Source organism: Arthrobacter sp. FW306-06-A (genome assembly GCF_021870055.1).
GTDB lineage: Bacteria > Actinomycetota > Actinomycetes > Actinomycetales > Micrococcaceae > Arthrobacter.
On the sequence record NZ_CP084552.1, the window covers coordinates 3826661 to 3839736 of the forward strand.

The 13076-nt window shown below is 65.6% G+C and carries 16 protein-coding genes; 9 read left to right on the forward strand and 7 right to left on the reverse strand.

From position 1 onward, the window contains the following. Positions 1-17: 17 nt before the first annotated feature. The gene (locus tag LFT49_RS17875; RefSeq protein WP_237428953.1) at positions 18-611 is read right to left on the reverse strand and encodes an adenylate kinase; all 594 of its coding nucleotides are present in this window, start codon (positions 609-611) and stop codon (positions 18-20) included. A gap of 253 nt (positions 612-864) precedes the next feature. On the opposite strand from LFT49_RS17875, the gene LFT49_RS17880 reads away from it, so the two are divergent. Further along, entirely contained in the window at positions 865-1608 is a 744-nt protein-coding gene (locus tag LFT49_RS17880; RefSeq protein ID WP_237430550.1) for a GAF and ANTAR domain-containing protein, read from the forward strand. A gap of 68 nt (positions 1609-1676) precedes the next feature. Next, complete coding sequence (locus LFT49_RS17885; protein ID WP_236799650.1) at positions 1677-2084, forward strand: response regulator transcription factor; 408 nt, start codon at positions 1677-1679, stop codon at positions 2082-2084. A 52-nt stretch (positions 2085-2136) separates the two neighbouring features. Here the strand turns inward: LFT49_RS17885 and LFT49_RS17890 are convergent, their stop codons facing one another. Continuing rightward, positions 2137-2973, reverse strand: a complete 837-nt coding sequence (locus tag LFT49_RS17890; RefSeq protein ID WP_237428954.1) for an alpha/beta fold hydrolase — start codon at positions 2971-2973, stop codon at positions 2137-2139. Between the two features lie 162 nt (positions 2974-3135). On the opposite strand from LFT49_RS17890, the gene LFT49_RS17895 reads away from it, so the two are divergent. Next, entirely contained in the window at positions 3136-3531 is a 396-nt protein-coding gene (locus LFT49_RS17895; protein WP_236799652.1) for an ArsR/SmtB family transcription factor, read from the forward strand. Then, entirely contained in the window at positions 3528-4586 is a 1059-nt protein-coding gene (locus tag LFT49_RS17900) for a cation diffusion facilitator family transporter (RefSeq protein ID WP_237428955.1), read from the forward strand. Before LFT49_RS17895 ends, LFT49_RS17900 begins: the two co-directional genes overlap by 4 nt. Before the next feature lie 69 nt (positions 4587-4655). On the opposite strand, the gene LFT49_RS17905 is transcribed toward LFT49_RS17900, so the two are convergent. From LFT49_RS17905 to LFT49_RS17915, 3 genes are all read right to left on the reverse strand, one after another. Further along, entirely contained in the window at positions 4656-5840 is a 1185-nt protein-coding gene (locus LFT49_RS17905) for a fatty acid desaturase family protein (RefSeq protein ID WP_236799654.1), read from the reverse strand. 13 nt (positions 5841-5853) lie between these two features. Then, a complete protein-coding gene (locus LFT49_RS17910) occupies positions 5854-6951 on the reverse strand; it encodes a ferredoxin reductase (RefSeq protein WP_237428956.1) in 1098 nt (365 codons plus the stop codon). Between the two features lie 143 nt (positions 6952-7094). Next, positions 7095-8120, reverse strand: a complete 1026-nt coding sequence (locus LFT49_RS17915) for an LLM class flavin-dependent oxidoreductase (RefSeq protein WP_236799656.1) — start codon at positions 8118-8120, stop codon at positions 7095-7097. A 251-nt stretch (positions 8121-8371) separates the two neighbouring features. Between LFT49_RS17915 and LFT49_RS17920 the strand changes: the two genes are divergently transcribed. Together LFT49_RS17920 and LFT49_RS17925 are read left to right on the forward strand one after the other, a co-directional pair. Next, positions 8372-8776: a YidH family protein gene (locus tag LFT49_RS17920; RefSeq protein WP_236799657.1), complete on the forward strand. Its 405-nt coding sequence runs from the start codon at positions 8372-8374 to the stop codon at positions 8774-8776. A 4-nt stretch (positions 8777-8780) separates the two neighbouring features. Further along, on the forward strand, positions 8781-9113 hold the full coding sequence (locus tag LFT49_RS17925) for a DUF202 domain-containing protein (RefSeq protein ID WP_236799658.1): 333 nt from the start codon (positions 8781-8783) through the stop codon (positions 9111-9113). A gap of 25 nt (positions 9114-9138) precedes the next feature. Here LFT49_RS17925 and LFT49_RS17930 read toward each other — a convergent pair whose 3' ends face one another. Further along, on the reverse strand, positions 9139-9537 hold the full coding sequence (locus tag LFT49_RS17930; RefSeq protein WP_236799659.1) for a hypothetical protein: 399 nt from the start codon (positions 9535-9537) through the stop codon (positions 9139-9141). Positions 9538-9622: 85 nt separating this feature from the next. Between LFT49_RS17930 and LFT49_RS17935 the strand changes: the two genes are divergently transcribed. The 3 genes from LFT49_RS17935 (at position 9623) to LFT49_RS17945 (ending at position 12387) form a co-directional block, all read left to right on the forward strand. Then, positions 9623-9856 carry a DUF2630 family protein gene (locus tag LFT49_RS17935; RefSeq protein WP_236799660.1) on the forward strand — a complete coding sequence of 78 codons (234 nt, stop codon included), beginning with the start codon at positions 9623-9625 and terminating at the stop codon, positions 9854-9856. Positions 9857-9938: 82 nt separating this feature from the next. Continuing rightward, a complete protein-coding gene (locus LFT49_RS17940; protein ID WP_236799661.1) occupies positions 9939-10733 on the forward strand; it encodes a carbon-nitrogen hydrolase family protein in 795 nt (264 codons plus the stop codon). A gap of 325 nt (positions 10734-11058) precedes the next feature. After that, a complete protein-coding gene (locus tag LFT49_RS17945; RefSeq protein ID WP_237428957.1) occupies positions 11059-12387 on the forward strand; it encodes an ammonium transporter in 1329 nt (442 codons plus the stop codon). Positions 12388-12390: 3 nt separating this feature from the next. Here the strand turns inward: LFT49_RS17945 and LFT49_RS17950 are convergent, their stop codons facing one another. Beyond that, on the reverse strand, positions 12391-13017 hold the full coding sequence (locus tag LFT49_RS17950; RefSeq protein WP_237428958.1) for a PadR family transcriptional regulator: 627 nt from the start codon (positions 13015-13017) through the stop codon (positions 12391-12393). Between the last annotated feature and the right edge of the window lie 59 nt (positions 13018-13076).

Genomic DNA, 13076 nt, shown 5'->3' on the forward strand with positions numbered 1-13076 from the left:
TCCGTGCGGTGTTTCGGTCAGGACGGGGGACGCGGGGCTGCCAGGAACTGTTCGACGGCGGCGATTGCCAGGCCGGTAATCGTTCCCGGATCGCCGCTGCCGTTGACGGACACCAGGATGCCCCGGCCCGCGTACACCGAGACTACTTCATGCGTCTGCCGGCGGTAGAGGTCCAGCCGGCGGCGGAACACGTCGATGGTGTCATCCGTTCGGCCCTGTTCCGAGGCGCGGCGCTGCATCCGCTCCTCCAGTTCCGAATCCGGCGCCTGCAGCTCGATGACGGCGTCCAGGGCATGCCCCTGCGCCGCGAGCATGTTGTCGAGTTCCGTTGCCTGCGGTGGCGTCCGCGGATACCCGTCCAACAGGAAGCCGTGCCGGGCATCGCGTTCAAGGAGCCGGTCCTTCACGAGCGCGTTGGTGAGATGGTCCGGTACGAAGTGGCCGCCGTCCAGGTAGTCCGCGGCCTGGCTGCCCAGCTCCGTTTGCCGGCTGACGTTGCTCCGGAAGATGTCGCCGGTGGAAACGGCGGGCACTCCGAAGTGCCGGGCCAAGTGTTCTGCCTGGGTCCCTTTGCCGGAGCCTGGTGGGCCGATGATGAGGAGCCTGGTCATGTTCCCGCCCTTCCCCGAGGTGCTGCCCGCTTCATTGTGACCGGTACCCCCTTTCGGCGCCGGCAAACGGCGTCACGGCCCCGGGTGGTTGTGGGCTTGGCGCCGCCCCGAATGTATATACTCTGGTTATCGGTTTAGCAGCAGGCCGTTGGAAAGTTCGTCGATCCAGCGACCATCACCGGCTCCCCGCCCAGTTGCGGGGCGTTTGTGTGTTGCAGGCTCGTTTTGACCTGAACGAATGGCACCAAGAACCGTGGCCAGCGAGTCAACAGCAAAAACCGATACATCCATAACAGAACACCTGCATGAATTGGTCCTCAACAGCTCCGACGTCGAGGACTTCTTAACGGAACTGGCGCAGGTGTCCGCCCGCAACCTCTCCGAGCCGGGCGATGAAATGCTATGTGCCATCACCCTGCTCCGGCAGCGGAAGACGGCGACAATCGCGAGCAGCAGCCAGGACGCCAAGTCGATCGGCCTGATTGAGCACAAGTTTGCAGAGACCCCCAGCCTCACCGCAATCACCGCACAGGAGACTGTGCACGCGCCGAACCTTGCCGGGGACGAGCGCTGGCCGGAATACTCCTCGGCCGTCGTGGCCCAGGGTGTGCAATCGGTCGCGGCACTTCCCTTCCGGCTTGAGGGGGAAACCAAGGCTGCGCTGCTGCTGTACTCACGCCGGGCCCACCGCTTCGAAGGCCGTGTGCTGGCGTTCGCCGAGGATTTCGTCAGCCAGACTTCGCTGGCGCTCCGCCTTGCAGTCCGCTTTGCGCATTACAGCGAAACCGCTGCGAACCTCCGCGCCACCCTGGAATCCCGCACGGTCATCGATATGGCGGTGGGAATCATCATGGCCCAGAACCGGTGCAGCCAGCAGGACGCGTTCGGCATCCTTAAGACGGCATCGAGCACCCGCAACACCAAGCTGCACGATGTGGCCGCTGCTGTGGTGAATGCCCTGGGCCAGGGGCCTGCGCGTACACATTACGACGGTTAGGTGGCCGGCACACGGCAACGTGTTCCGCCACAAGTAGACTAGTGCCAACTTTTCGCCGGGGGGCCTTAATGGAACAGCAGCGTGTTTGCCTTGTCGTGGAGGATGACGACGATATCCGGGAACTGATCACAATGGTCCTGTCCCGTGCCGGCTTCGAAGTGACAGCCGTGGGCACGGGGGCAGAGGGCATAGCCGCCGCTGCTGATCCCACCATCGCCCTGGTCACCCTGGACCTTGGCCTTCCGGACATGGACGGGCACGTAGTGGCCCGTGCCATCCGTGCCCTCAGCACCGCACCGCAGTTGTTCCTGACAGCCCGTTCCGAGAACGACGATTTGCTGGCCGGCATGGCATCAGGGGCTGACGGCTACCTCACCAAGCCGTTCCACCCAGGGGAACTGAAGGAGCTTGCCCGGCAGTTGGCGGCGGGACAACCCACGCCCAGGCACAACGCCCCGGCCGGGAACGGCAGTTAGGAAGAAAGGCGACGGCGGCGGGCAGCCGCCGTCGCCTTTCTTCCTTCAGTGCCTACTTGGAAAGGAAGCCGAGCAGCGCTTCGTTGACCTCTGCCGCATGGGTCCACAACATGCCGTGCGGCGCACCCTCAATCTCGACGTACTCGGCGCTCGGCAGGGCCTTGGCGAACAGCCGCCCCGTGGAATCGATGGGCAGGATGTTGTCCGCGGTGCCGTGCACGATCAGCGCGGGAACATCGATCTTGGGGATGTTCTGGCGGAAGTCCGTGAGCCAGGTGGGCTGGGCGGCAACGGATGCCGTGGCGCCGGCGCTTGAAGCAAGGTTCCAGCTGGCGTTCACCGCTTCCTGGCTGAGGCGCGGGGTGCCCAGGAAGGTGTCCGAGTTGTAGAAGTTCTTGAAGAACTCGGTGAAGAAGGCGTAGCGGTCAGCAGTAACAGCTTCGTTGAGCCCGTCGAACACGTCCTGCGGGACGCCGTCGGGGTTATCGTCGGTCTTGAGCAGGAACGGTTCCAGCGAGCCCAGGAACGCGGCGCGGGCCACTCGGCCGGAGCCGTAGGTGCCAAGGTAGCGGCCCACCTCACCAGTCCCCATGGAGAAGCCCACCAGTACGACGTTGTTCAGGTCCAGGGTGGTGAGCAGGGTGTTGAGGTCCGCCGCGAAGGTGTCGTAGTCATAACCCTCTGTGGGCTTGCTGGATTTGCCGAAGCCGCGGCGGTCGTAGGTGATGACGCGGTAGCCCGCACCCAGGAGCGCCGCGGTCTGCTTCTCCCAGGAGGAGCCGTCCAGCGGGTAGCCGTGGATCAGCACCACGGGCTGGCCTGAGCCGTGGTCCTCGTAGTAGAGCTCGATGTCAGTGCTGTTCTCAGTACCTACGGTGATGAAAGCCATCGGGGCGTATTCCTTTCGAGACTGATCAGGGCGGCAGGCAGAGCGCCGCGCCAGTGCACCTCCTACTCTAGGGTGCGCGACTGCTCGGGAGCAGGCCCGAATTTCACGGCGGCGGTACGCCCAAAAGTGCCGCGGGAGCCAAAGGTGTGACACTATATGCGCATGAATGCAGATAAGAATGCTTGCTCCCTTGGCACGGACAGCCAATACGTGGAGCTGGCTGTGGAGGTTTTCGCCATGCTGGCGGACGCCACCAGGGTGCGGATCATCCTGGCGCTGCGTGACGGCGAGATGGCTGTAGGCGCGCTGGCGGAGGTGGTGGGCAAGTCCCCCGCGGCGGTCTCCCAGCACCTGGCCAAAATGCGCCTCGCCCGGATGGTTTCCACCCGGCAGGAAGGCACGCGGGTGCTGTACCGTCTGGAGAACGAGCACGCCCGCCAGTTGGTGGCCGACGCCATCTTCCAGGCCGAGCACGCCCTGGGCGGGGAACCCGCCCACCACCGCGTCCCTTCCCACACCGGCGCCCCCGTACACAGTGCAGAGAGGAGCGCCTCATGACCGGGCCGCACCCGGAGTCGACGCACACGCATAGCCATCCCCACGAGGACAGCCACGCCAGGCACGACCACGACCACGACCACGACCACGACCACGACCACGACCACGACCATCATCACCACTCCGGTTTCAAGGGCTGGCTGATCGAGCTGTTCGTCCCGCACACGCACGATGCTGCAGATTCGATTGACGATGCGATGGAGGCCAGCACCGAGGGCATCCGGGCGCTCAAGATCAGCATGTTCCTTCTGCTGGCCACCACGGTGCTGCAGTTTGTGGTGGTTCTGTTCAGCAGTTCGGTGGCCCTGCTGGCGGACACCATCCACAACTTTTCCGACGCTCTGACGGCAGTGCCCCTGTGGGTTGCCTTCATCCTGGGGCGCAGGGCCGCCACCCGCCGGTATACCTACGGCTACGGCAGGGCCGAGGATTTGGCCGGCCTGTTCATTGTTGCCGTGGTGGCCCTCTCGGCCGTCGTGGCCGGCTGGCAGTCGGTGGACCGTCTGATCAATCCCCAGCCGCTGCAGAACCTGGGCTGGGTCATCGCGGCAGGCCTGATCGGCTTTGCAGGAAACGAGGCCGTGGCGATCTATCGCATCCGGGTTGGCCGCAGGATCGGTTCCGCAGCGTTGGTTGCCGACGGCGTGCACGCCCGGACGGACGGCTTTACCTCGCTGGCCGTGGTGATCGGCGCCGTGGGAGTCATGCTCGGTTTTCCGTTGGCAGACCCGATCGTCGGGCTCGTCATCTCCGCCGCCATCATGGTGCTGCTGTGGGGCACAGTCCGCAGCATCGGGCGCCGGCTGATGGACGGGATCGAACCGGAACTGGTATCACGTGCCGAGGCCGCACTGGCGCGGACGCCGGGCGTGCTTTCAGTGCAGCACCTGCAGCTGCGCTGGTCCGGCCACCGGCTGCAGGGGTCGGCCCGCATCGAGCTGGCGGACACCGCGTTGTCGCAGGCGGAAGAGACCCTTCACCGCGCGGAGCACCAGCTCCGGCATGCGCTGCCCAAGCTGGACCATATGCTCCTGGCTCCGGGCACCCGGCGGTAACACAGGTAAATGCGGAAGTGACCCGGCGGGCAGGGCCGGCCGGGTCACTTCTGCATTCAGGGATTTTGGCTAGGCTTGTGCGGTCTTGCCCGGCAGTGCCAGCTTGAAGACCTTGGCCCAGGATGACCCCACCTGCTTCAGCAGCGGGCCGGTGGTGTACTTCAGGCCGTAGCGCTGGCAGATTTCGCGGACCCTTGGGGCCACCTCGGCGTACCGGTTGGACGGCAGGTCCGGGAAGAGGTGGTGCTCAATCTGGTGCGACAGGTTGCCGGTCATGAGGTGCATGAATTTGGAGCCCGAAATGTTGGCGGACCCGATCATCTGGCGGACATACCAGTCGCCGCGGGTCTCGCCGTCCACCATCTCTTCCGTGAAGGTGTCGGTGCCTTCCGGGAAGTGGCCGCAGAAGATGACGGCGTGGGCCCAGACGTTGCGGATGGCGTTGGCTGCGATGGTGCCGAACAGGGCCTGCTTCGCGGAGCCGGTCAGCATTGCCAGGGCGGGCGTGGCGGCGTAGTCCTTGGTGAACTGGGTGACCACCTTCTTGCCCAGCGCCTTCAGGTCCTTGAGCAGGGCTTCCTTGGACTTGGTGCCTTCCTTGTACTCGGTGAGTTCGAGGTCGTAGATGGCAATGCCCCACTCGAAGACCGGTGCCAGGATGGCGTTGAACAGCGGGTTGGCCAGGTTGATGGGCTTCCACGGCTGCTGCTCGTCCATGCGCAGGAGGTTGTATCCGACGTCATTGTCCTTGCCCACCACGTTGGTCCAGCGGTGGTGCAGGTCGTTGTGGGTGTGCTGCCAGGACCGCGACGGCGTGACGAAGTCCCATTCCCAGGTGGTGGAGTGGATGTCCGGGTCCCGCATCCAGTCCCACTGGCCGTGCAGGATGTTGTGGCCCAGCTCCATGTTTTCCAGGATCTTGGCAAGGCTCAGCAGCGTGGTGCCCGTGACCCAGGCGGCCTTGTTCTTTCCCACCAGCAGGGCGGCACGGCCGGAGAGTTCCAGGCCGCGCTGGATCTTGATCATGCGGCGGATGTAGGCGGCATCTTCCGCGCCCCGCTTGCCCAGGATCTCATCCCGGATGGCGTCGAGCTCGCGGCCCAGCTCCGCCACCTGTTCGTCGGTGAGGTGCGCGGCGGCGGGCGGCCGAACAGTGGGGCTTCCGGACTCGGCGAGCTTGCCGGGGCGTGTCCTCGATGAGCCGGCGCTGGCCCCTCCGGCGGCAGTGGTCTTTGTGGGTGAGATGACAGACATACGGTACTGCTCCTCAGATTTCGAGGTTGACGGGTCCGGCGGCTGCCGAGACACACGTTTGGATCAGTTGGCCGGGTTCGCCGTGGACTTCCCCGGTACGGAGGTCGCGGACCTGCCCGGCCAGGAGCGGCGTGAGGCAGCTGTGGCAGATGCCCATCCGGCAGCCGCTGGGCATCAGCACCCCGGCGTCCTCGCCGACGTCCAGGATGGGTGTGTCGCCGTCGGCCTCCACCTCCCGGTCGCTGGCTTCAAAGGTGACCAGGCCGCCGTCGTGCCCCACGGCGGCGTCGAAGCTGGTGTTGAAGCGTTCGATCATCAGGTTGCCGGCACTGCCGGGCACCGCCACGTCAGTGCCGGGCGCCCGCGTTGTCAGGGCTGCCCGCTGCCACAACGCTTCGGCGTCGTCCAGGAAGCTGTCCGGGCCGCAGGCATAGGCAGCCCGTTCCTTCCAGTCCGGGCAGATCTCGTCCAGCTCCTTGGTGCTGGAGAAGTCCATGCGGCCCTGCTCGCCGGTGTACCAGTGTGCCAGCCGGAAATTCGGGAACTGGTCGGCAAGCTCAGCCAGCTCCTCACGGAACAGGCTGTCATCCCGCGTGCGGGCTGAGTGGACCAGGACGACGTCGGCGTCCGGGCGCCGTGGCACGAGGGTGCGGATCATGGACATCACCGGGGTGATGCCGCTGCCCGCGGTAACCATCAGGAGGGGGCGCGGATGTTCCGGCAGGACGAAATCACCCTGCGGCGGGGCCAGGAACAGGACATCCCCGGGCTTGGTGGTGCGGACCAGGGTGCCGGAGACGGCACCGACGTCGGTCACGGTGATCGCCGGGTCCTTGCCGGCGGGTGCGCTGAGCGAGTAGGAGCGCCAGTGGCGGACGCCGTCGAGTTCGACGCCGATGCGCGCCCACTGCCCTGCAAGGTGCGCCTTCCAGCCGCGTCCGGGGCGGAAGAAGATGGTGGCGGACTGGGCGGTCTCCTGGACCACCCGGGTGACCACGCCACGCAACTGCCGGGCCGAGTAGACCGGATTGAATAGCGAGAGGACGTCCTCGGGCGTCAAAGGGGTAGTGAGTACTGAAGCCGCCTGGGCCAGCTGTCGTAGCCGGATCATGCGTCAAAGCCTAAGGCGGCGCGAGCCATATTTCTCTCTCTCCGTCATATGACCGTTCAGCAGTCACACTAGTAGTAGGGCGCGAAGCCCCCACTACGCTCTTCAAGAGTAACGGTTGGGTCTCACTAATAGTTCCCAGCGTCCTATCGGCTCCATCCCAGGGCCGGGGCAACGTGCTCCGCGATGGTGCCCAGCAGCTTGGCGTTGAAATCCACGCCCAACTGGTTGGGGACGGTCAGCAGCAGGGTATCCGCCGCTTGTACCGCAGTGTCGGCAGCGAGCTGCTCCGCCAGGAGGTCCGGCGGCCCCACATAGCTCTTGCCGAAGCGGGCAGTGGTGCCGTCGATGACGCCCACCTGGTCCCGGCCGTCGCGGAGGGCACTGCCTGCGAAGTAGTAGTTGTCCTCTTCATCAACGATGGGCAGGACGCTGCGGCTGACCGAAACACGCGGGGCGTGGGGGTGTCCTGCCGCGGTCCATGCTTCCCTGAAAAGCTGGATCTGTTCGGCCTGGAGTTCATGGAAGGGAACGCCGGTGTCCTCGGTCAACAAGGTTGAGCTCATCAGGTTCATGCCCAGTTCCGCGGCCCAAACCGCGGTTTTCCTGGTGCCGGCACCCCACCAGATCCGTTCCGCCAGTCCCGGTGACTGCGGCTGGATGGGCAGGAGTCCGGTGGCACCACCGGCGTAGCGCGGATCGGCCTGGGCCATGCCGGCACCGGTGATGGCCTTGCGAAAGACATCAGTGTGGCGACGGGCCATGTCCGCATCGGTCTCCCCCGGCTGCGGACGGTAGCCAAAGACTGAGGCGCCTTCCAAGGCGGGCTCGGGTGAACCACGGCTGATGCCGAGCTGCAGCCTGCCGCCGCTGATCAGGTCCGCTGCCGCGGCCTCCTCCGCCATATACAACGGATTTTCGTAGCGCATGTCGATGACACCGGTGCCGATCTCGATCCGGCTGGTGCGGGCGGCGATGGCGGACAGGAGAGGGAACGGGGAGGCCTGCTGGCGGGCAAAGTGGTGGACACGGAAGAATGCGCCATCCACGCCCATCTCCTCAGCGGCAACCGCCAATTCAATTCCCTGGAGCAGGGCGTCCGCCGCTGTCCTGGTGCGGGAACCCTGGCCGGGGCCCCAGTGGCCGAATGAAAGGAATCCGATACGCTCCATACCTCCCCCAACTGCGCGGGCGGCGGCTGCATTCCCGGCTGGCATGACGGCTGCACGGGCTTACCGCTGACCTGCCGATCGCTGAAACATTTTGGCGGACAAGGCCGTGCTCCGCCTCCGCCGGAAGATGGAAGCCTCTCCGCTTGATTGGGGGGCCAAACGGAGAGGCTGGAACCAAAATAATAGGAAGCTTGCTTAGTTTCCAAATCGGCTGCCCGGCCGCGCCATTCCCGCACAGCTAAACTGGCCCGGTGATCAACAGTGAGCAGCCGTCCACCCCGGCGGTCCCGCCGTCGCGCGGAAAAATCGCCGAACGGCTGCTGCCCGGCGGCGAAGAACCGGACCCGCGCTTCACCCTTGCCAACGAACGCACCTTCCTGGCTTGGATCCGCACGTCCCTTGCGCTGCTGGCGGGCGGCATCGCGATCGAGGCGTTCACTTCGGGCCTCTTCGTTGAACCTGTCCGCAAAGGCCTGGCGGTCCTTTTGCTGCTGCTGGGCATGATGCTCAGCGGCGGGGCCGCCGTGCGCTGGCTCCGGGTGGAACGGAGCATGCGCAACAAAGCCCCGCTGCCGCTGCCGCTCTTTGTGCCCCTCCTGGCCGGGGCAGGCGCACTGGCCGCCGCCGTCGTACTGGTCTTTATCCTCTGGCGCTGATTCCGTGCCGTCCCCCGCACCCATCCCCCATGGCGATCCCGGGCTCCAGCCCGAACGGACAGCCCTCGCGTGGGGCCGGACCATGCTGGCGCTGGTGACGGCGAGCGCCTTCTTCCTGCGCTGGCTTCCCACGTACGGGGCGCCCATCCTGATGCTGCCGATGGTTTCCGGCGGCGCCGCGCTTGCCATCTACCTCACCCAGCGCCGCCGCTACCGGAAGAGGTCCCACGGGCTGGCCGGCGAGAGCATCGAGGCGGACCTGCCGGCGGTGCTGTGGACGGCGTTGGCCGGAGTCGCCCTGGCAGTGCTGGGCATCGCTGTGGTCCTGGTCAGTTGAAGGTGCCGGCCACCGGCTGATGCTCCTAGAACATCGGCAGGACGAAGCCGGCCAACAATGCCACCGAGCCGATAGCGGTCAGGCAGCGGCCAAGGACCGACGCCGTCCGGCCTGCTTCCTCAGGCTGGGTGATCTGCCACTGAGTTGGCCGTTTGGGGTGGTAGTAGATGGGCAGGGTGTCGCCCACAGACATGTCCCTGATGTCGTACGGGGACATGGGGGCGTTGTGCACCTGGTGTTTCCGGTCGAACCAGCGGAACCCCACCCCGGTGGAATCGGAGTACACCACCGCCTCGGCCACGTCCCAGGGGTGTACGTAGCGGCGGAGGAAGCCGGTATAGAAGAGCAGGCCCAGCCCGGCGGGCAGGCACAACCAAGTGAGGACCTCCAGGATGGGACCTGCCATATCCAGCGCAGTGGGCATGAAATTGATGGTACAGCGCGGGGACTGGTGGCTTCAGCACCAGGTACGTACGCTGAAGGGGACCGGACCGGAGTAAGGGGAAACCATGAATGATCAGGATATTTTGACGCACATCCAGGCCCTGGTGGAGGAGGAGCACTCGCTGCGGGAAGGTTCAGAAGGCGGCCAGCCGGACCCGGCACGGCTAAAGCACGTGGAAGAGAGCCTGGACCAGTGCTGGGACCTGCTGCGCCAGCGCCGCGCCAAGAAGGAGTCCGGCGAGAACCCGGACGACGCCGAGGCCCGCCCCATCAGCGAGGTTGAGGGTTACCGGCAGTAAGTCCGCCGCACTGAGTCAACCTGGGTGTCCGGGCCGCTTGGCCCGGACACCTGTTTCCGTCACCAACAGATTGAGCCTTTCCATGCGTATCGCAGTAGCGCAGATCATCAGCGGCGCAGACACCGCCGCCAACCTTGAACTGGTGTGGGACTACGCCGCCCAGGCAAAGAACGCGGGTGCGCAATTGGTGGTCTTCCCGGAGGCGACCATGCGTGCCTTCGGCCACTCCCTGAAAGGCATCGCCGAGCCCCTCGACGGGCCGTGGGCCAGCGAGGTCCGCAGGATGGCGCGGGAGCTGGAGATCACGGTCGTGGCCGGCATGTTCACCCCGGGCCAGGACGGCCGCGTCCGCAACACGCTGCTGGTCACCGGTCCCGGGGTGGAGGCCTCCTACGACAAGGTCCACCTTTTCGACGCCTTCGGCTTCACCGAGTCAAAGACAGTGGATGCGGGGGAAGCGCCGGTGACCTTCGAGCTGGACGGGACGGTCTTCGGCCTGGCCACGTGCTACGACGTCCGCTTTCCCGGCCTGTTCACGGCCAACGCCAATGCAGGCGCCCAGGTGAATATTGTGTGCGCTTCCTGGGGCGCGGGTCCGGGCAAGGCTGAACAGTGGGACCTGCTGGTGCGCGCCCGTGCGCTGGACAGCACCACCTTCGTGGTTGCGTGCGGCCAGGGCGACCCCGAAGCCATCGGCGCGGGTCCGGCCGGAGCAGCGCCCACCGGCATCGGGCACAGCGCGGTGGTCACTCCCCTGGGCAAGGCCGTGGTGGCCTTGGGCGGGAAGCCCGAACTCGCCGTCGTCGATATCGATCCCTCAACAGTGGACGACGTTCGCGCCAAGCTGCCGGTCCTGGCCAACGCACGCAAGTTCTGATCCGGGTGAGGTGCCGTTCACGGCCCCGAAACAGAAGGCAAAAGAGCGTACGACGGCGGTCCTCACCTCAAGAGGCCCGTGCGCCCCGTCGTTTCGGGGAACTGAGGCCGTGTTCGCCTTTCGCGCCCGAACGCAGAGACCAGGCCGTTTACATTCCGGAAACATTGCCGACACGTGATCTTCACGCCCACGGGATTTGTGTAACGTGGGCGCAACTTTAAAGGGCATCAGCTGAAACACGCTGCACCAAAAATGGATCCCGGGGGAAATGCTCCGGGGCCCAATCGGGTCCCGCACCAAGATCACGTTGCGAAGGGACCCACCGGTGGAAATCACTGCCCAACACGTCTGGCTGATGATTTCAGCCGCAATGGTACTGCTGATGACCCCCGGGCTTGGCCTCTTCTACGGCGGCATGACCCGCGCCAAGGCTGCGCTCAACATGATCATGATGAGCTTCATCTCGGCAGGGATCGTTGGCGTTGTCTGGGTCCTCTGGGGTTACTCGATGACCACCGGCAACGGGATCCTTGGGCTGTTCGGCAACCCCTTCACCAGCTTCGGGCTGCAGAACCTGATGGGCTCCCCTGACCTGCTCAAGGCCGGCTACAGCGCCACGTTCGCCATCATTACCGTGGCCCTGATCAGCGGCGCCATCGCCGACCGGGCCAAGTTCAGCGCCTGGGCACTGTTTGTGCCGGTGTGGATCACGGTGATCTACTGCCCGCTTGCCTACATGATCTGGGGCGGCGGACTAATGAGTGCAGGCGGGGCGGTCACCCGGATCTTCGGCCAGGTCATCGACTTCGCCGGCGGCGCCGTCGTCGAAATCAGCTCAGGAACGGCAGCCCTGGTACTCGCCGTCATCGTGGGACAGCGCCACGGCTTCGCCAAGGACCCGAACCACCGCCCCCACAACATCCCCTTCATCATGCTGGGCGCGGCCATTCTCTGGTTTGGCTGGTTCGGCTTCAACGGCGGTGCGGCAACCAGCGCTGAGCAGGCCGGCGTCATCTGGATCAACACGCTGGTGGCCCCTTCGGCAGCCATGCTGAGCTGGCTGGTCACCGAGAAGATGCGCCACGGGCACCCCACGTCGCTTGGCGCCGCCTCCGGCGTTGTCGCCGGCCTGGTGGCCATCACACCTTCCTGTGCCAACATCAGCCCGGTGGCGGCAATCGGCCTGGGCCTGGTGGCGGGAGCCGCGTGCTGCGTGTTCGTGGACCTCAAATACCGCTTCGGCCTGGACGACTCGCTGGACGTGGTGGGCGTCCACCTCGGCGCCGGCCTGATCGGCACCCTGTCACTCGGCTTCATCGCCCTCCCCGTGGACGGCCTGGGCGGTGGACTCTTCTACGGCGGCGGCGTCCAGCAGCTCATCGCCCAGACAGCCGCCGTCGTGATCACCCTGCTCCTGTCCGGCATCGGCACCGCGGTCATTGCCCGGATCATCAACAAGACCGTGGGCTTCCGCGTCAGCCACGAGGCCGAAGCCGCCGGCGTGGACCTGTCCGAGCACGCCGAGACCGCCTACGCCTTCGGCGAGATGGGTTCCGGCTTCAGCAGCCTGGGCCACATGCTGAGCCACCACCACGGAACTGCTCCTGCCGCCGTCCCCGTGGAACGGCTCGCCAAGGAAGATTCCTTCGCGTAGCAGCTAGTCCGCAAGGATCTTGTAGAGCGCGCGCCGCGTTTCATCCATCTTCTCGATGGCGGCAGCCCGCTGTTCCTCTGACACTCCACTGCGGAACTGGTGGATGGCACCCATCAGCTTGCCAATGCTCTGGTGGAAGTCCCGGTCCGCACTGTCCGGTTCAGCGTTCCAGGCGTTTTCCATTTCCTCTGCGTGCTCCGCCACGTAGGCCTTGCCGGCATCGGTGAGGGAAAACTCGGTCCCGCGGCCTTCACTGAGGGCCGCGATCAAGCCTTCGTCCACCAGTTGCTGCAGGGTGGGGTAGATGGATCCGGGGCTGGGCCGCCACATGCCGCCGGTCTTTGCGGCGATGGTCTTGATCAGTCCGTAACCATTCGAGGGGGCGTCTGCCAGCAGCGAGAGGATCGCGGCGCGGACATCACCCCGGTTGGCCCGCCGGCCGCCCCGTCCGAAACCGGGGCCGAACCCAGGGCCAAAACCCGGACCAAAGCCCGGCCCGAAACCGGGACCAAATCCCGGCCCGAACCCCGGACCCCTGTGCCCGTGCGGACCTTTATGGCCCCTTCCCCGCTCGAAGCGGCCCCGGCCGAATCCAGGGCCGGGATTTTTGTCGTCAAATATGCCGTTCATGGTGGCATCGTCCTTTCATTGATAGGTAGTCGCTTTGGCGTCAGCGATAGTTAAAAGAT